The sequence below is a fragment of the uncultured Methanobrevibacter sp. genome (genome assembly GCF_900314695.1).
Taxonomy (GTDB): Archaea; Methanobacteriota; Methanobacteria; order Methanobacteriales; family Methanobacteriaceae; genus Methanocatella.
Genome location: NZ_OMWD01000018.1, coordinates 1 through 24,066, shown reverse-complemented (window position 1 = coordinate 24,066; position 24,066 = coordinate 1). Strand labels below are relative to the sequence as shown.

Genomic DNA, 24,066 nt, shown 5'->3' with positions numbered 1-24,066 from the left:
ATGGGGGTGAATTATCATGTTCTCTTTAAAAGACAAATTTAAATTTTTAGATGATGGGATTGATTTTCCTTTCTACAATGACGTGCCGAAGCTATCCACAGCTGATTGGTCTATTGTATTAATATCAGTTATTTTGGTCATAATTACAATTTCTTTGTTTAGTTCGCATCAAGCACTCAAATCTGTAATGATATTTTTGGTAACAATAATTCCTGCATTGTACATCTGTAAAAGAAATTATGGATTGTTCTTTAAAAGGATAAGGTTAAAAGACATTAAAACAATCATATTGTCTTTTCTTGGCTATATTTTATATGTTATGCTAATAGCTACTCCAATTTTAGCATTAATGCATTATCCTCTTGCTGGTAATGGAATTCTTCCAATAGCCGAACAACTAAGCCCTACATTTATTGTAACAATTTTTCTACAGCTTATGGGTGAGGAGTTCTTAAAAATATTCCTGCTATTGCTTATAATGTATGCAATCTATAAATCAACTGGAAATCGTGACATTAGTCTATTTATCGGTATTGTTGGTTCATTGTTTGTTTTTGGAATGGCTCATTACACTGCATATTCTGGAAGAATTTTTCAAATACTATTAATTCAAGGACTAGGTTCAATATTTAATTTATACGCTTATATGAAAACAAAAAATGTATTTGTATCATATATTGTTCATTTAATGATAGATTTTTCCGGTTTTATAGTATCCGCAATTCAGGCTGGAGTTCATTAATATATTCGGTAGGTGCAACAGCATCTACTATTCTTTTATATGAATCTGGTAAATGGCGATATAAAAAAATTAAAATAAGGAAAATGATTATTTCCTTATTATTTGATTTTTACTGTTGATTTTATGGTGTTTTTAACATAAGTTACCTTAAAGGCATATGTTTTTCCTTTTTTGAGTTTGTTAATGACATTCTTCTTAATGGTTATCTGGGCGATTCCCTTTTTGTTTGTTTTTGCTTTATAGGTTTTTCCATTGAATTTGAATTTAATAACTTTGCCTTTAAGCTTGTTTTTCAGCATTGCTTTAAGCACTAATTTTTTGGCTGAATTTTTAACAGTCTTTTTAGTTGTTGTAAGTACCTGTTTTACTTTTACAGTATTTTTAACAGTTTGGCCAGCATAAGTCGCAGTTATTGTGTAAGTACCTGGTTTAACGGTATTTGGTATTTTTAATGATGCAACACCTTTGTTATTTGTTTTAACTTTATATGTCTTCTTGTTAAGTTTAACGCTAACAACTTTGTTTGCTCCAACCAATTTGCCATCGTCACCATAAACCTTGAACTTATAACTTGAACCGTCGAAGTAGTACATGTTGATGTTTGAATTTCCGCTGAATCTTGAAACTACTTTTATGGTATTGGCACCTGTTTCACTAGTGGACGGATTAACGATGCTAATTTTCTGATTGGTAGTTAATTTAGTAAATTCAATGGTGATAAAACCGTTGTTGTCAGTTGTATATTTGCTAGTCTTATCATTGACAGTCACACTGACTGCAGTATTGTTTAAAGCATTGCCTTTTTTATCAAACAATTGGATTTGATGGTCATAGTTGCTGTTATATCCTCTGGTTACATCCTGGGATGCGATTGTGCTCTTGATTATAACATTGAACGGATACTTGGTTCCATTGTAATTCACTTTTATATAGTATGTGTCCGGTTTCAAATCAATGCCAAGCTTTGCAGTTCCGTTTTCATCCGCTATTACTGTTGCAGTAATGCCGTTAATCTCAAAGGTCACCTTATCGCCAGGCTGGACATTAGCAGTATATGGGGTATCATCACCATAATATTTGACCAGATCATCAGCGATATTCAAATCAGGAATTGTGTAAACTTTTAAAACTGCTACGCGATGGGTGTCGGATAAATCCTCCCATGTTTTTCCATCATCACTTTGGAATGTCATGTTCTTGTCAATAGGTGTCCTGCCGTCAGTTAATGCAGGAGCCTTATTTTTGAATATGACTTTAAAGGCATCTCCTTTTTTGATTTTTATGTATTTGTTTAATGGTATTGTGGAATATCCCCTGAATTCACTTGCACCCTTATGATTATATACTTCAACATCATTGACGAAAACTGAGAATTCATAGTTTAAGTTAGTGCTGTCGAAATAAGTTCCAACAGCAGCAATTAGGGCATCTTCTTCTGCAATATACTTGTTCATATAATATTTTGCATCTAGCAACACTAAATCCCCACCGATATCGTGCTGATAAACCATGTCATAATTGACGTCATTCTTAATAACATATCCTGTAAGTTCTTTTTTGGATGCAAAACTTCCATCAAAATAGGATATGTAGAAGTAGCCTTTGTCTCCCCATTCGCTGCCCCAACTGTTTTTGATAATCCATGCGCCGTCACCTGGTGGTGTGATTGCAAAATTGTCCTTGGAGTAATTGTCATCCCAACCGACCACACAGACTTTATGATTTTCGGTTGAGGATTCATTTATGTACTGTGCAGAAGTGTTTGTATTGAAATAAATTCCATCCTCAACTGCAAAGCATGAAACGGCTAAAGCGCCATAGTCAATAATTGCCTTTTTGATTAAATAATTGTCTGTTACATTATTTCTTGCAGGGACAAAAACCGCATCGAATATGTGAACATCATTGGATGAAGATATAATTGGTGAAATTTTACCCAGTTCATCATAGCTATCGTATTCTGTAGGTGATATTCCAAGCCAACTAATCAGATATCCCACTGCAGTATATAAGTCTCCTCCTTCCGTAATGGTGGAAACGCCATATTTTGAATATTTCAACATTGAATTTTGCATATTGTTCTCGGAAAAGTCATAGGTGATATTCAGGTATCTCATCAATGATGATTCTAATGCGGCAACATTACCGAATGCCCAACATGCACCCATATTCCCTTGTTTTTTAACTGGGGATACCCAATTGTAATCCCTTAAATCAAACCTTTCCGGCAGTTCATCATAATGGATTGTATTGTTGATAATAACAAACGGTTTTTGAGAGCTCTTTACATTTGTTTCAAAATAGGTGTTGTTTAAGGATAGGGCATCATTGTTTAACTCGGTTCCATTTTGTGAATATCCTCTGCCAAATACCATGCAGATGCTGGTACTGTTTACAGTAGGGTTGTTAAAGTAGCATTCATTCAGGGTTAATTCTGATTCATAGCTGTAAATTGAAGATGCATTGCTTGCCACATTATTTTCAAGAGTACAGCCAATTAATTCTAATGATCCTTTATCATTAAATATTGCTCCACCATTGGAAAATCCATCTGTTAAAGCTTTATTTGAAATAAAACTGGAATTATAGATACTAACATAAGAGTTTGAAGTATAAACAGCTCCTCCATCATAATCAGCAATATTTGAAGTGAAATTTGTATTGTTTATATTTAAAAGTCCTCCTAAATGAAGAACGGCACCACCAAATTCAGAAGAGCAATCTTCAAAACGGGAATTGACAATATTCAGGTTTCCCCGTGGCAAGTCTCCATCTCCATTTACGTCGGAATAAATTGCACCCCCATTCTTTTCGCTGGTGGCATTTATAAATTCACAATCCTCAATGGAAAATTCTTTGAAAATCTTTTTTAAAGCTACAGCACCTGCGGTCTTATTCGCGTGCAAATTAACAAATTTGGAATTTTTAATTCTACCTTCACACTCTTCAATATACACTGCAGGACAATAATTTGATGTTAAATTATAAAAAGAAGTGTTCTGTATATCAACTGTACATGAATTCAAATATATTAAACTCCATTCGAAGTAATCATCATTTTTAAAAGTTCCATCGTTAAGATATAATTCACTCCTATCTTCCAGGTAAATTGAAGAGCCGACCTTGGCGTAGTTATTGATAAACCTATCGCCACTGCTGTTGTAAATGGATGATACTCCGCAAATTGCACCGCCACCTTTAGCAATATTGTTTTCAAAGGTAACATTGTATGTTCTTAATGTTGAATTTTGAATGAAAATGGCTGACAGATTTGCATTTTTAATAATCAGATTGTTCATTACAACATTTGAAGAATCGATTGTGAAGATTCTTGTTAGGCCATTACTGTCTATGATATGGTTGTTACCATTAATTGATAAATTTTTATTAGTTATTTCAATACTTGAGAGATTTTTGTCTTTTTCGCTGTCATAAGCATAATCCTGAGAGATATCTATCTTCTCGCTGCTTTGTGATATGCTTGTGTTCAAATCAATAAATGTGCCTGTTGGAGCTGAAACTAAATCGGGATTCCCGGATTCCAGTTCTACATCTGTTCCAATATCCAAATCTGCAGTTTGATTTGCATCCTGGCTTGAAACGGCACCTATTGAAAAAATAAACACGAACAATATAATAATAGTTATTTTATATAGTTTCAAATTTATTCCTCCAATCGTTAAATTTTATTTATTTAAATGTTTTGTTATTGAATGAATTAATAGTTTGGGTTTTAATCCGCTATGTTGGAATCGGATTGGTATTATCTTTAAATACAGATTTTTCTTTAATGGGTATAAAGGTGAAAATCAAAATTCTGCTTCAGGAGTTAAATAAGGACTATAGTTTTGGTTCATCATTAGGTACTACTGTTATAGGTTGTATTTTAATTGTAGGTGGGACTTGAGTTTACATGATGCTGCATATATCATCAATCCAAACCATATGGACTTTAATCAAATAGTAAGGCATATCTGGAGTCTCTTGAACAAAAAATGAATATATCCGGATTGCTGGATGATATAAGTATAGAAGAACAAATAGTTGACAAAGTCCTGTCGGATGAAATGCTAATAGTGATAAACTCGGCAATAATATTGCTGATATTAGGACTTATATTTACGCTAGACTAATGATAAAGAAATAGTGCTTCCCAAGCAACAGTCTTTTTTCTCTTTTTTTCAAAGCGTGTCACGACACTCATGCCATCATCGACATCTATTGCGATGACCTTTGTGTTTTCACCGCTTTCAGCTTCTATTTTTATTATTCCATCATCTTGAATAAGCTTTGGCATTGTTCTAATTTTTTTCATCTTATGGCCATACGACTATTGTTAGTTATAAGTTAAAAATAACTTTTACGAATCTAAAGCTATATTTCATGTTTAAAACAATTTTTAGGTCTTAATTAAATGAATAAAAATATTAAATACTATTAAATTAAATATTATAATTAATCAAACCCTTGATCCAAAGGAGGTGATATTATTCAGAACAAAATAATATTGCCAGTGAATGGATTTAAAACTTCTGTTTTAATGAACTCCCTTATTGGCAAATTTCATTTATCAAAATGGAGGAATCCTTATGAGTATTCAAAAGAAATTTTGGATATGGATGCTCATATATGCCATCGTCACATGGCATTTAGCATTCTTCATCATATGGATCATATATAATTAATCCCATGCCATAATGGATTTCTCCTTTAAACTGTAGGAATCATCACTATTAGAATCATTGTTTAGCGATAGCTCTATTGAGTTATGTTTGGGTTTGTTAGGTCTAATTGACACTTCCTATGGTTTATAAATCAAAAAACAATAAAGTTTATATATAATTTGATTCATATTATTCATTAGAGTTTAAAATCCACATTTCTGGGTACTTAAATTCTAAAATTTTGATAAATGAAATTATTCGATGTCTAATTGTTCCAACATGTGAAAACATGTTGTAGACATTGAATTTCCACTTTAACCTATTTTTACAATAATGACAATTTTAGGAAAAATTTCACCATATTAATCCTTTTTAAAACATGTTCTAAGATTTGATTGCGAAAAATAACAATTTAAAAAGTATGCTTATATGAAAACAAAAAACGTATTTGTATCATATGTTATTCTTGATGATAGATTTTTCCAGTTTTAGTATCGGCGATTCAAGCTGGAGTTCATTAATATATTCGGTAGGTGCAACAGCATCTGCTTCTCTTTTCATTAGTTAAAATTTTGTTCATAATATTTGCAATTAGCATATTCAAAATGGGTAAAATTTTCATAAAATTAATATAAAAGGTAAATGATATATATTAATATCAATGGAAGGAGTTCAGTATATTATGAATAATGATAAAATGTTTGCCCGTTTTGGAATTTCTTCAAGATTGGCTTACGGTCTACTTTTTCAAAGTTAGGGTAAACTATAAGGTTGCTAACTTTGCAATCTTAATAGCTCTTATTTCAGGTGTTATTGTATTGATATTCAATATGATGAACGGAATGCCTTGGTTCATTGCCCTTAAATACATTGTCATTCCTGTTACAATCGCTTTGACTTACTTTGAAAGAGTTCAAAGAGGTAAATACGACTTCAAAATTTAAACTATTAAGAAATTATTTTGACTTCCCATTATTAGGGGAGTTTAAAATCATTTCAAAGCTTATTTTATTAATATATTATTTTGGGAGGGGGTGAAAATTTTGGATATGAAGAAAATATTGGTTCTTGCGTTATTCTTGGTGGTAGTTGTTTCTACAGTGGCTGCTATTAGTGCATCTGAAGATTTAACTTTAGAAGGTATCAAATTTAACATTCCGGACGGTTACTCTCTTATTGAACAGGAAACCGATGCAACTGAAGGTGCTGATACAGAACATATGGACGGTACTGCTGTTGATAAGGAAGTTACTTCTGAATATAAGAATTCTGCTGGCGATAAATTAAATGTCCATGTAGGCGTAAAAAACAATCAAAAAATTGATTCAATAAATCCTGGTGGTGAAAAGAAAACTATCTCCGGTAAAGATGGATTCATTATTAAAGAAAAGGATGATGGAAAGGACAAATATAAGTTTGAATACTTGCAAGATGGTAAAATAGTTAAAATTTCTGCTGTTAGTGAAGATATTATCAGTCAGGTAATAGCATAGAGTTTTACCATTTTTTTATTTTTTTTAAAATTCTTTTTTTCTAGTTTTGGAACTTTTTTAATGAAATATGTCGTATTCATGTTTTCATCACTTTTTGTTAAAAATTTAACTGTTCAATATTAAACAATTATATATTTGAAAATTCATAATTATTATCAGGTGAGAAAATGGAAGAATTTTTTCATGAAATGAAAGACAGCGCTCCAATCATCGGATGGATACATAATATTTCACTAAATCAACAAAAGTACATGAGTCTCAAACTGAAAGGAATGAATTTAAACCATGATGTAAGGTATATCATGTTCATATACGACAATCCCAATTGCTCACAGGATGACCTGGTGAAAATGTCCGGTCAAAGCAAGGCAAACATTGCTTATATTCTGAAGAAATTTGAAGATGAAAGATATGTCAAACGCGAAGTCAACCCGAAAAACAGGCGCAAATACATGTTGAATACAACAGAAAAGGGATCTGAGCTTGTGCCAATGATAAGACAAATATCAAAGGAATGGGAAGCTGAAGTGGGTTTGAACGAAAACGATGTTGAGTTTAGGGAGAAATTAATTCAGATTGCAGTTAATGGCCAAAGATTAATCAACGAAAATAAGGATGATTTGCCATGAAAATAACCAGCGAATCATATGTGGTATTCGTTTCGTTTATCACTTCATTTTTTGCAGTTTTCCTATCTGCGGGAATAGTTTTGGGTGTTCCTTCAATCGCCGATGAGTTCGCAATGAACAATGTCGTTCAAAACTGGATTCCCACAATAGCTTTGCTGGTGGTTGCGGTATTTACGCTTCCTGCAGGACAGATTTCAGGAAAATACGGCGTGAAAAAATCACTGATTATAGGGGTTTTGATTTTCATTTTCGCATCCCTTGGGGCATGCCTTTCATTTACAACAGAAATTTTTCTATTATTTAGAGTTGTTCAGGGCATTGGAATGGCCTTTTTGAATGTATCTGCCATGGCCATGGTTGTCCAGGCTATTAATCCCCAAAACAGAGGAAAGGCATTGGGCTTTACCGTCACCGGAATATATTTGGCGGGATCTCTTTCACCTGTATTGTGCGGATTTTTAGTATATAATCTCGGCTGGAGAGCAATGTTTTATTTTGTAATACCATTTTTAGTACTCTGTCTGATTTTAATGCTTTTGAAAATTCCGGGGGAATGGAAAACATACGAAAAAGATAAAATAGACTCTATCGGATATTTGATATATGGTATCGGCATTCTATTGTTCATCTATGGCTTTACAAATCTGATGAATACGGTCGGATGGGTCTGCGTCATCATCGGACTGTGTCTTTTGATAATATTTGCATATTATGAGCTTAACGTGGAAAGTCCGGCATTCAATATGAGATTATTCAAAAACATGAAGTTCACATCATCAAATATTGCGGCATTATGCAGTTATCTTGCAATTGCGGCAATAACCACAATTCTGAATTATCATTTTCAGTATGTCAGAAACTGGGATGCCCAGCTGACAGGGATTATGCTGATAATCACACCAATAATAATGGCTTTAATCGCCCCTAATGCGGGAAAACTGTCTGATAAAATTCATCCGCAAAAATTAGCTGCATTTGGAATGTCAATTGCAACAGTGACACTTTTGATATTGCTGTTTTTGGATGCAAACACTCCAATCTATCTGATAGTTGTGGCAATGATTCTGCAGGGTGTGGGAATGGGACTCTTCACTACTCCCAATACTAATGCGATTATGAGTTCTGTTCCGCCAAAGGAAACACCTAACGCCTCTGCAGCTCAATCTGCAATGAGGACCATAGGACAAACTATGAGCCTGGGCCTTTTGACATTGGTATTTGCCTGGATAATGGGTAGCTTAAAGCTTTCCAGTGAACATGCCGATTTGATAGTTCAGTGCTCTCAGATTGTCTGCATGATTTGTACGGTTGTATGCATTGTTGCAATTTTTGCTTCCCTGGTTGGAATACGCTCAAAGGATTCCTTTAATTTGGACAGGTAGTGTGAAAGATTTAATCTTTCATACATTAATTCATCCAATTGCGGTTATTTCTATGTTTTCAAAAGATTCAATATTATCTAAATCATCATTTAGAAGCAATAGCACTATCTCCAATGCTTTTTCAATTCCGTTTTCGCTGCGTTGGAATAATTTTTCGCTGTCCTTTTCACATAAATCTGCATAAACATCAGTGGTTGTTGTAATTTCGTAGGTGTCTGTTATTACTGATATTCCACCACGCCCGATGCCTGCTGTTGTTCCAATTGCTATGTCACAATCGCTTAATTCTTTTACAGCATTTGCCATGATTTTACTCATGGCTTTATCTCCGGCTTCATCATAGACTTTAATGCCTTTGATTAATTTTTTGGGTTTTGGAGGATTTTCAACATTCAATACCTTTTTTACCGCTTCAATTGTTGGAATAAATAGGCTGCAGGTTACGCTAATGTCATTATAATCGAAATCACCATATTTTTTTGGGTTTTCAATGTACTCTACTCCAAAGTTTCCTTCATAACTTTGAGCCAATGCATGCAGTTCCCTTCCGATTTTGCCTTGTGTAAAGCATTCCGTTGTTGCTATCTTAATCATATTCTGTCATCCAATAGCTTTAATGCGTTCATTGTAATGATTTTTGCAACTTCATCTAAAGTATATGGAGTTACAGGTTCCCTGTCTCTGATTAACTTGTTTGTTGTTAAAACCAAATGATTTTTTGTTATTCCCTCTTTTCTTAACTCTTCAATTGCAGGATTGTTGCCGTCATATTCTGAAATGTCCTTGATTTCGATATTTTCATTTCCATATCCGAATATTCCTGCAGTTCCAATTGTTTTTGCGCCCCTTTCGTGGGCATGCTTTATTATTTTGGCTGCAGTAGGTATTGTATTTCCTCCGGCAATGACGATGATTACAACATCCCCTTCAATCAAATCGAGATTTTTGTCTGTAATATATTCGGGATGGCTTAAAACTTCTCTGAATTCCTTTTTATGGGTACATAACTGTTTAATGAAATCCGGCTTGTTTTGACCTGTTTTGGCTCCAAGGAGTGTGAAAATCACATCTCCACCATCTATTTTTTGACCGTCGAATGCACCTATTGTCTTTGGTCCTCCTCTGTGAACCTGCATTAGGTTTATTCCAATTCTTAAACCTAATCTTCCGCATCCAATCAAATCGATTCTGCCGTGTGGGACTTGTCTGTCTTCCATCTTTTTAATTTCGTCATTTGTCATTTTATCACTTCTATAGGGTTTTTGTCGATAACTTCTGTATTGATGTCAAGTTCTTTCATGATGTTTTCAAGGGCATAGAGTCCTGGAACTTCACTTTCATGATGGGTTAAGTCAATCAATGTAATTTTTAAATTTTTGGCAAGAATTGCAGTTTCCTGAGTCATGTCTCCGGAAATCAAAACATCTAAATTTTTTGCTTTGGCTAATTTTATATAATCGGGGTTTTTTAAGCCAAAACCGGATATGATTCCAACATTTCTTATTGTCCTTTCATCATCCGTGTCGTTTACGATTCTTGCGTTTTTGAATTTCATTAGAATATTGCTTTTCAGTTCTGTAAATTTTTCATTTGCCTTGCAGACTCTTCCGATTTTTGTATTGTCATCGAAATAATCAATAACCTCTAAATCCAGTGCTTTTGCCAATGCTTCATTTGCTCCACCGTCCATTATGTCCCAATTTGAATGTATTGTATAGGTCGGTGTTTCTGGAATGAACAGCGGAGGATGATGGGTTATTATCAGAGTATTTTCACTGTTAACGTCATCTTCTGGCAGCAAATCCATGTAAATCCTTACTGATTCAATATCCTGTGATAAATCGTAATCTTTTTTGAATCCTATTTCATCACCTTTCAAGGCCAATGACCTGGGTATCCTTTCATCCAGAAAGTCAATTATTTCACTGAGCTTCATTTAAATCACTCTTGAGGTAATTTTATCCATCTCTTCGCTGATGACATCGTCACAATTGAATGGACTTATTGTGGATACTTTAAGGGCATTTACATTAACGAGTTCAATGAACTTGTCTATATTTTTTTCTTTAAAGATGACCTCTTCAAAAAAGCCCATTTCACATGCGCTGTAGAGTGTGCCTTCCTTTTCAAGGCATATTTTCAAAACCCTGGTTAAAAGGCCGATTGTCAGTGTCATTGTTCCGGATGTTTTCGTATTGATGCCTTCGGTTTTTATTATTGCCTTATTTGGGGATTTAACTGCATTCAGCCTTTCATCGATGTTGTTCTTATCTTTCAAGAGTGGATCATTGTCTTCAGCTATTGGATCTTCTATTATGAATACGTCAACATCAAATTTTGATGACTGCTCAACATTGATGCCGCCAAAACCTGTTGTGTCAATTACAACATCTCCTGAATAGATCAAATCAAGATTTGAAGAAAAATCAACATTGTTTTTGAGCTTTCCTCCCACATCTGTATAAAGCAAGCCTTCCAAATGGGGATAGATATCAATCAATAATATGTTTTCATATTTTTCACTTAATTTTTTAACAATTCCTACGCCTGTAAAATATGTCCCTATAACAATTATTTTTGTATCTACGGAAAGATTCAAACTTTCAATATAGCTGAAAACAGCTTCTGACTTTTTTGAAATGATTTCATTAAAGATATCAATTAATTTGGTTTCAGATTTGATTGTAAGCACTTCAGATGTGATTCCAGTATCGATATCCATATTTTAACCTTCAATTTTTTTAAATCCGATTTTTTCAAGAGCTTCAGATGCCTCTTCATAAACTGCTTCTTCAATTGTTTTTTTATGAATCACGTGTGATGGGGAGGTTCCGGCAGTCAATATCCTTCCCTTGTTGTCTATAAAAATAAGCAGTGACCCTGAACCTGGAATTCCCAGGCGGCCTCTGGCTATTATCAAATCGGCATCGCTTTGGTCTAGTGCCATATATGCCTTTGCCAGGGCAGGGATTCTGCTGGTGTCTGCAGTATTTGTGTCAATCTGAAGCATTTCAGCTTGAGGCAGCCCGTACTCGCTTAAAACTCTGTTTAAAACTTCAACCTTTATTCCGTTTTTATTGGGAATGAATATTCTTTCTGCATTTTTTATGTAATCCTGAATTTCTGCGATTTCTTCAAGAGTGTCTCCAAATCTGCGGTCATCTCTTGACTCTTCAAATGCATTTCTTATCATCTTTTCAAATGCCATATTATCATATTTTAAAAAAAGTGATTAAATAGTTTGAGGTATTAAATCCAGTTTTTCAATGACATTGACGACTTCATTATAATTTCCATATTCCGGAGAGCCTACCCCTTTAACTTCGTGAGGGTAATTGTCGGCTATTACGGTTGCCAGGTTATTTGCACCTGCCTTGAGTGAAAATTCCACATTTTCAGGACCGACGGTCGGTGTCGGCATTGTAATTGTGATTTCAGGATACATTATTCTGGTAATCGCAACCATTTTCAGCTGCTCTTTCAATGGGAATGCAGGATGATTTTCCATTGGTGTGCCTTCATATGGATTGAATCCCATTATTGGAATTTCTTCCAAGGTTTTGAAGTTGGATAAGTAACGTAGGTGTTTTATCCTATCTTCTTTACTTTCGCCAAGACCCAAAAGCAGTCCTGAAGACAATCCCACACCTGCTTCGCTTACTCTTTTGCAGGTTAGTATTCTTTGATCCAGTGAATCTCCAGGTTTTCTTTGATAGAATACATCTTCGTTAATTGTTTCCAGGTTGCAGCAGATTGTATCTGCACCAAGTTCAGCCAATTCCTGTACGGACTTTTCGGTCAAATCCCCACCGACATTTACAAGAATCTCCAAATCTGATTGTCCTTTTACGATTCTGCATGCATTAACTGCCTGCTTTCCTTTGTATCCGTATCCTCCAGAACAGCTTACGCGGGGAATGTGTGCCTGTTGAATGGATTTTACAGCTTTCAGTATTTCATCATTGGATTTATAAAATGCATTGTAGTATCCTTTTTCGGAAGTCTCTTCTGCAAATCCACAATATTCGCATCTAGGTTGGATTTGGCATTTGTTGGTAAGATGGACGGTGGATGTTAATTTGATTACTTTTGATTGATTGTCTCTTATATCGCAAGCTATCTTGAACAACTTTTCCAAATCCTTATCATTCTCGATATTCAACAATTCTAAAAATTCCTCATCGCTTAATTCTTGTCCTTGTTTTGCTTTATTTAAGATTTCATCAATCAATTTAACACCCAATTTTAATTTTTTTTTATCTTTAATAATCATTAACTTATTTTTTAATGGCTATTTTTCACAGCAATTAAAAAATAAGTTAAGGAATTGTTGATAAAAATCAACAATTATAACTTATTTGTGTTTATTTGTCTTTACCTAAGTAATCGAGCACGGTAGGTACGATTTCTGCTAAGGAACCGAAGTTCATTGAGTCAGCAGTACCTAATAATGCAGCTGGGTTTAAAGCATCGTCCATTTTGTCGATACCTTCATCTTGCATTAATGCGGTTACTTGGGTTAAAGCTTCGTTAGCCATCATTTGTGCAAATCCGGCAGGAGCACCTAAAATTTGAGTAACAGTGTCTCTGTAAGCTAAAATACCTGCGTAAGTAATAGCAGTTACTGCGGAACACATGTCACATACAGGACCAACCATGTTTGCTGGTAATGTGAATGCAGATCCTCTTGCTTTTTGACCTAATTCCATTAAGGTATCAATGGAAGCTTGGTCAGCGAAACCTTCAGCAATGTATACTTGTCCTTTCATTTCAGGTACAGCACCTGGGTGGTAGGAAGCTACGTTTACGTTGGTTCCTAAGTCTTCGAAGATTTTGTTTAATCCAGTGGTTGGGATGGTACATGCGTGAGTTACAATTGCACCTTCTTTGATGTCATCTGCGAAGTTTTTGATGATGTCAGGTTGCATACCGCCTTCTGGTAACCAGGTCATTACCCAGTCAGCGTCAGCTACAGCTTCAGAGTCATCGTTAATACATTTCATTCCTAAATCTTCTGGGTGAGTAAAGTGAATAGCTCCTTTTGCTGGTTTTGGTACAGTTTCTGCTAATTCGTTAACTTTTGCTCTGATTGCAGGCATTACATCTTCTGGGTTTCCTGCTTTGTGTGCTGCAATTACTTCTGCGTAATCAAAATCATCTACTACAACGAAATCTCCATCAAATACAGGGTCGGATACGACTACTTCGTCTACACCTGCTAATTCTAATAATTCTGCACCCATTTCGATGGTTGAGTGAGTCATTGAAATGTTTTCTTTTCCGGTTGCTTCTGCAACTTCACAAGCTCTTGAGAAGTTGGTAATTCCACTTGCAGCGTGTGTTCTGTAACATCCTGCACCTAAAATTGCTACTTTCATTTTTTTGTCTCCTTTTTTATCGTTTTCGAATCTTTCTTTTAATTTAGAAAGAATCATTTTTTTGTCTCCTTATTTATTGAACTTTTATAATAGCTTGAACTATTCTAAAAGTTTTACTGCATGGATTCAATGAGTGAGACTCATTAAGTAATATAAATTATGGTAGTTTTATTCCATGCAGTAATAAGTTATATTTAAATAATAGTACTATTTAAAACTTGTTATTACTCTTTTTTTAGTATTATTTTTTTAATATATATTTATTTCTAGTAATACTGGTATTACTATTTCTTTATTATTATATACTTTTGTAATACTTTTTATTTTATTATATGAACAATTTTAAATCTATTTTAGGCATGCCTAAATCGAAAGATATTTATTAAGGATTTCACTGAAAATATTATTAGATAAAGCAATTTTGGAGTAAAATTTCATGTATGACTTAATAAGAAAAGCGGTTTTTGATGATGAAGCTGCAATTCAAATTTCAAAAATGGACAAGGATGTGACATCAGTTGTTGATGCAATTTCTGAACTTTCCCTGGATGAGGCAATGAAATTGGGGATGCAATTCAAAAGATTTCCATTAGGCTGTGACCTGACTGAAGTTGTTGCCGGAACATGTGCATCCGATTTGGAGATAATGGATTTGCTTGGCAACTGTCGCTTATCAGATATGATAGGTGCTCCAATTCATATCTGTGCATATGCATTTTCTGATATCGGAGAAAAATTCGGAATGACTGGTCTGGAAGTGATGCAAAAGGTCCATGAAATCGTTGACGTTCCTCTTGATTTGGATCATTTTGGAGAAAATGGTGCAATGAGGCTTCCGAAAAATATCAGTGGCTGTGGCGGTGAATGTTATAATAAGGGTCCCGCATTCACCGAATGTCCTAGAGAAAGGATTCACGAACGTTTGATTGATAAGGAAATGGAACAGAAGGATGATAAGGAGGAATGGATTAAGTTATCATCATCTGTTGCAGTAAACGTTACTTCAGAACAGACTGGAGATGGTCATGCAGCCCCTTTAAGGGAAGCTGAAGACATTGCACAGCTGGCCAAAAAATATGGCAGAGGTTTGGAATCCATAATGTTTGTTGGTGATGGTTATGATGAGGTCATAACAGGATTTGAAAAATCCATTGAAATCGGTGCGGATGTCATTGTGGTTGAAGGAGGTCCGTTCAACAGGTGTGAAAACACTACAGAAAGCTTTGCAAAAACAATTGCAGCTGCAAGGATATTGTCTCCAGGAAAGGTTGTGGCCACCAATGGAGCTTATGAACATGAGGTTCGTGCAGGATTGCGTTCCGGTTTAAATATGGTAATTACCGGTTTTCCAAAAAATCATCACGGATACATGTGCGGATATGAACCAGGAACTGCCAGAAGAGGCAAATTCGGACTTCCAAGGATTATCCAAATAATCAATGAGGAATTTCCAAACAGAGGTCTTCCGGTCCAAAAGCATGATTTGCTGTCATTAGCCACAGCCGTTAAAATCGCAGGTCCTGATTATGTATATCCAAGAAAAATAGGTTCATACCATGTTGGCGATGCACATTGGGCAACATTGGTCAATTCAAGGATGTATCAGAATATTGAACTAAAGCATACTCTGGAAGATATTGTTAATCTGGCTGAAGGAAATACTATTGCGCTTCACGGCGGAAGATTCATATCCTGGGTGATTGCCAGTGAACTGGATAGGCATGTTGATGAAATTATAATTTCCGATGTTGACGAATGGGTATTGAAAAACACAGTTGATAATCTGCAGGACGCATTGAATGCAACTGTCATTCCCGAAAAAGACGATAAGGTTGCAGCTAAAGATGCAGACTTTTCAATAGCATCATCAACAATGATTCCAGTTAAGGAAAACGTTCTCAAAAAAGTGCCAAACGCTTTAACTATTGTTTAGCTCATTTTGGCATTTTCTTCTATTTTGTAATAATTATTTTTTATTTTTTATTAATTTCAATAGTATTATTTCTAAAAAAAGTATTACTAACTTAACTTTTTGTTTGTTTTATTCATGTTATATCTATTGAGCTTATTTTTAATAAACTGGAGTGTTATTTCAAGTTCAATCTTAATGGCCAATTTATTTGGTTTATTTTACTTTTTAAAGCAGATTAACATTGAATATATTTGACATACTGTTATTATTTATATCCGAAATCTGTTATTAATCATTTTATTTTTAAATTATGTGGTTATATAAGTTTATTTTTATTGATTTTGGGCTTTTAATTGTTTAATTTTAAATTTATTGGATTTTATTTAATTTATTTTTTTTAATTATTTGGATTTTAGTTGTTTATGCTATATTCGTTTAAATTATAAGTAGCCATTTAAAATAGTTTAATTTTATTTTTATCTGATTATTTGTTTTTATTAGTTATAATTATTATTTAAATTCATTGTTTTTTATATTTATTTAAAATTTAATCTATTTAAGGTAAATCCTAAAGTATTACTTTAGTAAACTTTATATATGGTATTACTAGTGATTATAGATTAGATTATCATGGTCATGATAATTATGTGATAAAGCTCAATTTTGAAACTTATCATACACCTCGGTAAATAGCTGTAGGAGGCTATTTACTACTCTATCTTTAACTTTTTTTGTAATGCTTTGAGATGTATTTAATCGATATGTATGAATATTTTTTGATCGCAATCCTTAAGTATATATAAGAAATAATCATAAACAATTATTCAGGCGCTGGAGTCTTTTTAAAGTGAATTGATGTGATGGCATCTGAGGATATCTTTATTACTTTTTAGTAATTTTTTATGTTTTGAAGTAGTAATAATTTTTAAAAAAGTATTACTATATGATTTGATTTTTAAAATTTTTATATTTCTAAATTCATGTTTTAATGTGATATTTTATCTTGAAAGTAGATAATTAGTTGGTTTTTGTATTTCTATGAGATTAAATTTCTCTATTTTTAATTTAAACATTATTTATTGGGTTTTATATTTTTTTAAAAATGTAATACTTATCTATAAAAAATTAATATGATCTTAAAGAATTTAATTTGCAATTATCTGATTTTGTTTGCAGTAAATTAAACCATTTTAAATGCTTATTTTTTAAATTAAACTTCAAATATTAAAGTTAATACTTTAATAACATTTATATGTTTATTACTACTATGAAAATTTAGATTATATTATTAGATTTCTAATTTTATAATTGTTATTAACTAGGTTGGAGAGTATTATGGAAATTTATATGCAGAAAATTGGATTGATTAGAGATGACATAAATCCCAGAAATTCAGATTTAAATTTGGATATCGATTGGTATGTCGAATATACCAATGCTGATCAGGACAGGATAAATTTCAACATAGTCCTAAAGTCATGTGAAAATTTCAACTTGAATTTTAAAGTTGAGGGGATTTTAAAATTGGATTTATTTGAGGAATTCATTCAGGATGAATGTTCTCAGGTAATCTTTTATCATGCATGTAATGTTCTAATGGATATGATTTCTATAACACGTGAATCTATTCATATTATATCGAAGAAAGAATATCCGGATTTAGGCAGTGAAAACCATTTCAATGCTCTCTATAACTAATTTGGAGATGTATATATGTTGGAGATTAAGCACACATTATGTCCTTCATGTAGTGTTGGATGTGGACTTAATGTTATTATAAACAATGGAGAAATTGTGGGAACCTTCCCCTATAAAAGGCATCCGGTAAACGCTGGAAAAAATTGTTTGAATGGAAGAAACTCAATTGAATGCTATCAAAACAAATTTGATAAGGCAATCGTATCAAAATCAGAAACAGATATTGAAAAAGCAATCGAAGAAGTATCTAAGGAATTGGGCTCTGCTGACAGTTCCAATGTAACCATAATCTGTTCTGGTAATAATGATATGGGAGAAATTGAGGCTATAAAGGAATTTGGTGAATCCAAAAATTTTAATCTTGCTTTTTATGCCGATAATTTGAAGGATTTCGTTGATGTTGCTTCATATGATGAAGTTGCAGGTGCAAGCAAAGTCTTTGTAATCGGTGATTTGTTATATGAAAATCCGTTGATTGGAAGAAGAATCGTCCATGCAAAACAAAACGGTGCAGAAATCTACGCATTGGGAAAAGCTGAAGAGTCAGTCACATTCAATATTGCCGATGAGACATCAAATTCCACTGTTGAAGAATTTTTGGAAAAAAACAAAGGAAATATTGATGACGATTCAGTAATCGTATTTAATTATGTCGATTCACAGGATGATTTGGATAAAATTGAAGCATTAAACTGTAAATGCTTGCCAGTATTCAGCAAATCAAATTCTAAAGGTACTTTAGGCATCATTGAACCTAAATCATTAGATGAAATGTTGGAATTATTGGACAATACTAAAGTCCTATTGGTATTCAACGACGACATTGCTGATGAGTTGGAATATGATTTTTCAAAAATATCAAAGATTATCAGCTTCGCTCCATGTTCAAACAAGACAACTGAAATTTCAGACATTGTCATTCCAACTAAAACATGGCTTGAAAAAGACGGATCATTTGTAAATGCTATGGGAGAAACCCAAATTTTCACTGCTGCAGTCGAATCAGACGCTTTAAGTGAAATTGAGATAATCGAAAAATTAAATGGATAGTGATTTATATGAGTTATGTTTTAGCAAAATCCCAAAATGATGATATTCACAAGGCTGGTGAATGTGGGGGAGCTGTAACAAGCATTCTAAAATATTTGCTTGATGAAGAAATAGTTGATGGAGTTTTAGCGATAAGTCCTTGTGATGACGTCTATGACGGAATACCAACCTTTGTAACTAATTCAGAAGATTTAATGAAGACCGCTGGTTCTTATCACTGCGCTCCTACAATGATTGGTGACCTTGTTCAAAAGTACCTGTTTGATAAAAAAGTTGCAGTAACAGCAAAACCTTGTGATATGAGAGCTATCGAAGAGCTCATTACAAGGCATAAAATCAATAAAGACAATATTTATGTCATCGGTTTAAACTGCGGTGGAACTGTTCCTCCTGTCGCAGGTAGAAAAATGATTGACTTGTTTTATGAAGCAGACCCTGACGACGTTGTAAGCGAAGAAATCGATAAAGGACAATTCATAATCGAACTTGCAGACGGTTCCGAAGAAGCTGTAAAAATCCACGACCTTGAAAATGAAGGATATGGACGTCGTACCAACTGTCAAAGATGTGATGTTAAAATCCCAAGAAAAGCAAACATCGCTTGTGGAAACTGGGGAGCAGAAGACGGATGGACATTCATTGAAATCAATGATGAAAAAGGACAAGAAATGATTGACGGTGCTAAAAAAGCAGGAATTCTTGAAACTAAAAATCCTGCTCAGCCAGCTATTGACGGAAGGGAAAAAGTTGAAGGCATCATGATTAAGATGGCCAATAAGGTTCAGGATGCAACTTATCCTACAGTGAGCGAAATGGATGAATGGAGCCGCTGTATCAGCTGTTATGCATGTCGTGATGTTTGTCCAATCTGCTGGTGTTATGAAAACTGCGAATTGAACAAACCATACTTCAAGGATGAAGAGAACATTCCGCCAACTCCAATTGCATTCCAGGGAGTAAGATTGTCACACATGAGTTTCAGTTGTGTGGATTGCGGACAATGTGACGACGTATGTCCGATGGACATTCCTGTTTCATTAATCTTTGACAAATTGCAGAAAAAATACTTTAATAGAACTGGTTATGTAGCTGGAGTTTCTGATGATATTAAACCTCCGTTATACAGTCCAGAAAAAACAGAATTATGAGAGGTGGTTTGATGGCAGATGATTTAAAAATCGTAGGTTTATTATGTAACTGGTGTTGTTATGGTGGTGCTGATACAGCAGGAACTGCACGTATGCAATACTCACCAAACATCAGAATTATTCGTGTAATGTGCTCTGGAAGAATTAACCCTTCAATGATTTTCAAAGCATTCCAGGAAGGTGCAGACGGAGTATTTGTAGGAGGATGTCATATTGGGGATTGCCACTATGATGCTGGTAACTACAAATGGTCCAGAAGATCAAAAATAGTTGAAGACATTTTGGAGGAATTCGGAATTGAAAAAGAAAGATTCCGCCATGAATGGATTTCAGCATCTGAAGGTGAAAAATTCCAAAAAACAATGGAAGAGTTTCATGATACTTTAAGCAAACTTGGTCCATTAGAATTATAATCATCGAGTATAGCTAATATCTAGCCATTAGAGAATAGTTATTTTTATAATAACTATTCTTCTCTTCTAATTGCCTTTCTAAGATTGGTAATGCGTTACTAATGTTAGAAAGATAGTCGAATAGAGAATATTTGATTATTTTTCGAATTAATTATTTCTATGTTGATAAAATTCATCATTAGCCGATAACTATTAATTGAAGGCATAACAATTTTTAGTTATTATATTTCTCCATCGATATAGAATTAATTAACAAAAAAACGAAATTTATATGAATAATATAGGTTTCTTTCACTGTCTACATAGCTATTGAAGTTATTTTCTCCATATCTTTGATAGCTATTTCAATTTATATTACTTTTTTTAATAATTAAACTAATACTTGCATGTGTAATTATTGTTTTAATTAATTGTTCTTTTAATTTTCTGAAATGCTTTTTTTATATCCATATTTTTTCAGCATGTGATGGTGATATTCCGGTTAATAGACATGAAAATTTTGGGGTTTGAAAAAATAGAAAAAATAAGTGAAATTAAATTCACTTATTTAACAGTTATTTGAACTTTTTTACTTAAATTCTTGTAGTATTTGTTGCCTGCGTAGGTAACTAGTCCAATATACTTAGCTTTTTTAGTTAATCCGGTAATCTTAAAGGTTGCTGTACCTTTACTGTTGGTTTTTGCAGAAAATGTTTTACCGTTAACTTTTATGCTTAGTTTGACATTTGCCAATGCTTTGCTATTGATGCCTTTCAAAGTTACTGAATATTTTTTGATTTTGACACTTACCTTGTAGGTTTTTGCTTTAGCGGTTATTGTTGGAGTTGCCTTGGATACAACCACTTTTGCGGTCTTATTTGATGTAAGATATACGTCATCGCCTGCAAATGTAATTGATGCTGTGTATGTTTTAGGAACTAATGTTTTTCCAATTGCAACAGATACTTTTCCGTTGGAATCAACTATTTTGGTATATTCCTTATTGTTGAACTTAACAGTTACATTTTTACCAATCAACAGATTACCGTTAACGTCAGTTAAGGTAATGACTATGTTTTTGCTGGTTCCATAGACGGTACTGACTTTTGAAGCTATGATTTGTGTTTCAACTTTATTGACAGTTAATTCAACTATGGTGCTGTTTTGGTTAAAGTCATCATCTCCAAGATAATTGGCAAGAATAATATATTCTCCCGGTTTGAAAGTGGTATTTAAAACCACTTTTCCGTCTTGGACAGGTAAATAGACTATTTCTTCATTCATTATAAACTCTACAAATCCAGCAGCATCATTGTCAAGAGTTACGCTGACAACAACATTTAAATCTTTTACACTCACTTCAGCAGACATTGTTGTGTTTTTCTTGGTAGGACCTGTGACTGTGAACTCTTTTGAAGTTGAGTTGGAATTGAATCTGGAATCGCCAAGATAAGTTACAGTAACATTATAGTTTCCAGTAGGCAAAATAACATTGTATGCTGCTTTTCCGTTATTTACAGCTAGGTATACTGCTTTGCCGTCAATGTTGAATTCGACAAGGCCGCTTGCAAGGCTGTCAACAGTAGCGGTTATTATCACGTCAGTTCCGAATGTTTCAACTTCTACATTAACAGTAGTGTTTTTCAATTCACTGGATTGATTGGTGACTGTGAATGTGGTGGTTGTTGTTGCGTTGTTGAAGTTGTAATCACCCAGGTAAGCTATGTTTGCACTGTATGTTCCTATGTTGAAGTCATATGTGAAAACAGCTCTTCCGTTATCTACAGGCACGATGAATGTTTGGCCTAAAATTTCAAGTGTAACGTATCCGGTAGCATTGGAATCGACATTTGTTGTGATTGTTACTGTACCGTTTTTGACTGTTGCTGTTGATGAGATTGCAGTATCCTTTTTGATGTGTCCTACTATAGTGAATGTTTCGGTGGTTGCGTTTTTGTTGTAGTTGACATCTCCTAGGTATGTTATTTCGACTGTGTAGTCACCAGGGGTTAATACGTCTGTGATTATTGATTGTCCGTCAGTCACATTCATAAATAATATGTGGTTTTCTTCGCCGGTTATGTTGTATTGTACGAATCCTGTAGCATTCGGATTCACGTTCACGGTAATTGTTATGTCCTCTTCGTTGATTGTTATGTTTGTGTCGATTGTTGTGTTTTTGAGTGGGATTTCTTCAACTGTGAATGTGCTTTCGCTTGTGTTTGCGTTGAAGTCATGGTCTCCAAGGTAGGTTGCATAGACTGTGTATTCGCCTGGGAACAATAGGGTGTCCATGATTGCTTTTCCTTCATCTACTTTTGATATGATGGCATTGCCGTTTAATTTGAATTCGACAAATCCTGTAGCGTTGGAATCAACTTCAGCTATAACAGTAACATTATATTCATCAAATCTTATGTCAAGAGTCAATGTAGTGTTCTTTTTAATGTGATCGGTTACTGTGAAAGCTCTTGAAGTTCTGTTTGCATTGTATCTGGAATCGCCCATGTATGTTACTTCAACGTTATAGTCGCCAGCAGGTAAGACAACATTGTATATGGCTTCACCGTTATTCACTGCGATGTATACTGCTTTGCCACCAATGTTGAATTCGACAAGGCCGCTTGCGGAACTGTTGACAGTAGCGGTTATTGTCACGTTATTTTCAACTGCTTCAACATCTACATCAACGGTAGTGTTTTCCAATTCAACGGATTGGTTGGTGACTGTGAATGTGGTGGTTGTTGTTGCGTTGTTGAAGTTGTAATCACCCAAGTAAGCTATGTTTGCACTGTATGTTCCTATGTTGAAATCATATGTGAAAATAGCTCTTCCGTTATCTACAGGTACAAGGAATGTTTGGCCTAAAATTTCGAGTGTAATGTATCCGGTAGCATTGGAATCGACGTTTGTTGTGATTGTTACTGTGCTGTTTTCAACTTCTGCTGTTGATGAGATTTCTGTGTCATTTTTAACGTGTCCAACTATGGTGAATGTTTCGGTGGTTGCGTTTGTGTTGTAGCTGTCGTCTCCAAGGTATGTTATTTCGACTGTGTAGTTGCCTGGAGTTAAATCATCTTCAAAAATTGATTGTCCGTCAACTACATCCATGTATACAACATAGTTTTCAGCGCCAGTCACATTAAATTGAACGTATCCTGTTGCGTTTTTGTCTATGTTGACAGTTATTGTTATGTCTTCTTCGTTGATTGCTATGTTTGCGTCGATTGTTGTGTTCTTGAGCGGGATTTCTTCGATAGTGAAGTTTAATGAGGTTGCGTTTGTGTTGTAGTTGGCATCTCCAAGGTATGTTATTTCGATTGTATAGTTGCCCGGAGTTAATGCGTCTTCTATAATTGATTGTCCGTCAACTATATCCATATACAATATGTAGTTTTCTTCGCCGATGAGGTTGTATTGTACGAATCCTGTAGCATTCGGATCAACATTAACTGTTATTGTAAAGTCCTCTCCGTTGATTGTTATGTTTGCGTCGATTGTTGTGTTTTTGAGTGGTATTGGGTCAATTGTGAATGTTTTTGTGGTTGTATTTTTGTTGTATTTGTCATCTCCGAGGT

21 protein-coding genes are annotated in these 24,066 nt (G+C 34.1%); 11 read left to right on the top strand and 10 right to left on the bottom strand.

Annotated features, from left to right (window positions below; all coding sequences use genetic code 11):
• The first annotated feature begins 16 nt into the window (after positions 1-16).
• A complete protein-coding gene (locus tag QZN45_RS07180; protein WP_292607716.1) occupies positions 17-742 on the top strand; it encodes a type II CAAX prenyl endopeptidase Rce1 family protein in 726 nt (241 codons plus the stop codon).
• Between the two features lie 98 nt (positions 743-840).
• On the opposite strand, the gene QZN45_RS07175 is transcribed toward QZN45_RS07180, so the two are convergent.
• A complete protein-coding gene (locus tag QZN45_RS07175) occupies positions 841-4,404 on the bottom strand; it encodes a C1 family peptidase (protein ID WP_296812148.1) in 3,564 nt (1,187 codons plus the stop codon).
• Positions 4,405-4,451: 47 nt separating this feature from the next.
• Between QZN45_RS07175 and QZN45_RS07170 the strand changes: the two genes are divergently transcribed.
• On the top strand, positions 4,452-4,649 hold the full coding sequence (locus tag QZN45_RS07170; RefSeq protein ID WP_296812146.1) for a hypothetical protein: 198 nt from the start codon (positions 4,452-4,454) through the stop codon (positions 4,647-4,649).
• Positions 4,650-4,871: 222 nt separating this feature from the next.
• On the opposite strand, the gene QZN45_RS07165 is transcribed toward QZN45_RS07170, so the two are convergent.
• Positions 4,872-5,039 carry a hypothetical protein gene (locus QZN45_RS07165; RefSeq protein WP_296812143.1) on the bottom strand — a complete coding sequence of 56 codons (168 nt, stop codon included), beginning with the start codon at positions 5,037-5,039 and terminating at the stop codon, positions 4,872-4,874.
• A 1,056-nt stretch (positions 5,040-6,095) separates the two neighbouring features.
• Here QZN45_RS07165 and QZN45_RS07160 point away from each other — a divergent pair.
• The 4 genes from QZN45_RS07160 to QZN45_RS07145 all read left to right on the top strand — a co-directional run bounded on the left by QZN45_RS07160 (position 6,096) and on the right by QZN45_RS07145 (position 8,910).
• Entirely contained in the window at positions 6,096-6,350 is a 255-nt protein-coding gene (locus QZN45_RS07160; protein WP_296812140.1) for a hypothetical protein, read from the top strand.
• Positions 6,351-6,449: 99 nt separating this feature from the next.
• Positions 6,450-6,899, top strand: coding sequence for a hypothetical protein (locus QZN45_RS07155; protein WP_296812138.1), 450 nt, complete (start codon positions 6,450-6,452; stop codon positions 6,897-6,899).
• A gap of 167 nt (positions 6,900-7,066) precedes the next feature.
• Positions 7,067-7,528 carry a MarR family winged helix-turn-helix transcriptional regulator gene (locus tag QZN45_RS07150; protein WP_296812136.1) on the top strand — a complete coding sequence of 154 codons (462 nt, stop codon included), beginning with the start codon at positions 7,067-7,069 and terminating at the stop codon, positions 7,526-7,528.
• The gene (locus tag QZN45_RS07145; RefSeq protein WP_296812132.1) at positions 7,525-8,910 is read left to right on the top strand and encodes an MFS transporter; all 1,386 of its coding nucleotides are present in this window, start codon (positions 7,525-7,527) and stop codon (positions 8,908-8,910) included. The genes QZN45_RS07150 and QZN45_RS07145 overlap by 4 nt, the downstream gene beginning before the upstream one ends.
• A gap of 30 nt (positions 8,911-8,940) precedes the next feature.
• Here QZN45_RS07145 and QZN45_RS07140 read toward each other — a convergent pair whose 3' ends face one another.
• The 7 genes from QZN45_RS07140 to hmd all read right to left on the bottom strand — a co-directional run bounded on the left by QZN45_RS07140 (position 8,941) and on the right by hmd (position 14,288).
• Positions 8,941-9,504 (bottom strand): FeGP cofactor biosynthesis protein HcgF family protein, encoded by a 564-nt coding sequence (locus QZN45_RS07140; RefSeq protein ID WP_296812129.1) that lies wholly within the window; start codon positions 9,502-9,504, stop codon positions 8,941-8,943.
• Entirely contained in the window at positions 9,501-10,151 is a 651-nt protein-coding gene (locus QZN45_RS07135; protein ID WP_296812126.1) for a hypothetical protein, read from the bottom strand. The genes QZN45_RS07140 and QZN45_RS07135 overlap by 4 nt, the downstream gene beginning before the upstream one ends.
• Positions 10,148-10,846: a Nif3-like dinuclear metal center hexameric protein gene (locus QZN45_RS07130; protein ID WP_296812123.1), complete on the bottom strand. Its 699-nt coding sequence runs from the start codon at positions 10,844-10,846 to the stop codon at positions 10,148-10,150. Before QZN45_RS07130 ends, QZN45_RS07135 begins: the two co-directional genes overlap by 4 nt.
• Positions 10,847-11,632, bottom strand: a complete 786-nt coding sequence (locus QZN45_RS07125) for an SAM-dependent methyltransferase HcgC family protein (RefSeq protein ID WP_296812121.1) — start codon at positions 11,630-11,632, stop codon at positions 10,847-10,849.
• A gap of 3 nt (positions 11,633-11,635) precedes the next feature.
• Positions 11,636-12,118, bottom strand: a complete 483-nt coding sequence (locus QZN45_RS07120; RefSeq protein ID WP_296812118.1) for a DUF3236 domain-containing protein — start codon at positions 12,116-12,118, stop codon at positions 11,636-11,638.
• Positions 12,119-12,142: 24 nt separating this feature from the next.
• Positions 12,143-13,141, bottom strand: a complete 999-nt coding sequence (gene hmdB / locus QZN45_RS07115; protein ID WP_296812115.1) for a 5,10-methenyltetrahydromethanopterin hydrogenase cofactor biosynthesis protein HmdB — start codon at positions 13,139-13,141, stop codon at positions 12,143-12,145.
• Between the two features lie 133 nt (positions 13,142-13,274).
• Positions 13,275-14,288, bottom strand: coding sequence for a 5,10-methenyltetrahydromethanopterin hydrogenase (gene hmd / locus QZN45_RS07110; protein WP_292607778.1), 1,014 nt, complete (start codon positions 14,286-14,288; stop codon positions 13,275-13,277).
• Between the two features lie 436 nt (positions 14,289-14,724).
• Between hmd and hmdC the strand changes: the two genes are divergently transcribed.
• The 5 genes from hmdC to QZN45_RS07085 all read left to right on the top strand — a co-directional run bounded on the left by hmdC (position 14,725) and on the right by QZN45_RS07085 (position 20,509).
• Positions 14,725-16,221, top strand: a complete 1,497-nt coding sequence (hmdC, locus tag QZN45_RS07105; RefSeq protein WP_296812112.1) for a 5,10-methenyltetrahydromethanopterin hydrogenase cofactor biosynthesis protein HmdC — start codon at positions 14,725-14,727, stop codon at positions 16,219-16,221.
• A gap of 1,314 nt (positions 16,222-17,535) precedes the next feature.
• Complete coding sequence (locus QZN45_RS07100) at positions 17,536-17,898, top strand: hypothetical protein (RefSeq protein WP_296812109.1); 363 nt, start codon at positions 17,536-17,538, stop codon at positions 17,896-17,898.
• 15 nt (positions 17,899-17,913) lie between these two features.
• Positions 17,914-18,948 carry a molybdopterin-dependent oxidoreductase gene (locus QZN45_RS07095; RefSeq protein ID WP_296812107.1) on the top strand — a complete coding sequence of 345 codons (1,035 nt, stop codon included), beginning with the start codon at positions 17,914-17,916 and terminating at the stop codon, positions 18,946-18,948.
• Between the two features lie 2 nt (positions 18,949-18,950).
• The gene (locus tag QZN45_RS07090) at positions 18,951-20,096 is read left to right on the top strand and encodes a Coenzyme F420 hydrogenase/dehydrogenase, beta subunit C-terminal domain (RefSeq protein WP_296812174.1); all 1,146 of its coding nucleotides are present in this window, start codon (positions 18,951-18,953) and stop codon (positions 20,094-20,096) included.
• A gap of 11 nt (positions 20,097-20,107) precedes the next feature.
• On the top strand, positions 20,108-20,509 hold the full coding sequence (locus QZN45_RS07085) for a hydrogenase iron-sulfur subunit (RefSeq protein WP_296802054.1): 402 nt from the start codon (positions 20,108-20,110) through the stop codon (positions 20,507-20,509).
• A 543-nt stretch (positions 20,510-21,052) separates the two neighbouring features.
• On the opposite strand, the gene QZN45_RS07080 is transcribed toward QZN45_RS07085, so the two are convergent.
• On the bottom strand, positions 21,053-24,066 hold a 3,014-nt coding region (locus tag QZN45_RS07080; RefSeq protein WP_296812105.1), incomplete at its 5' end, for an Ig-like domain-containing protein.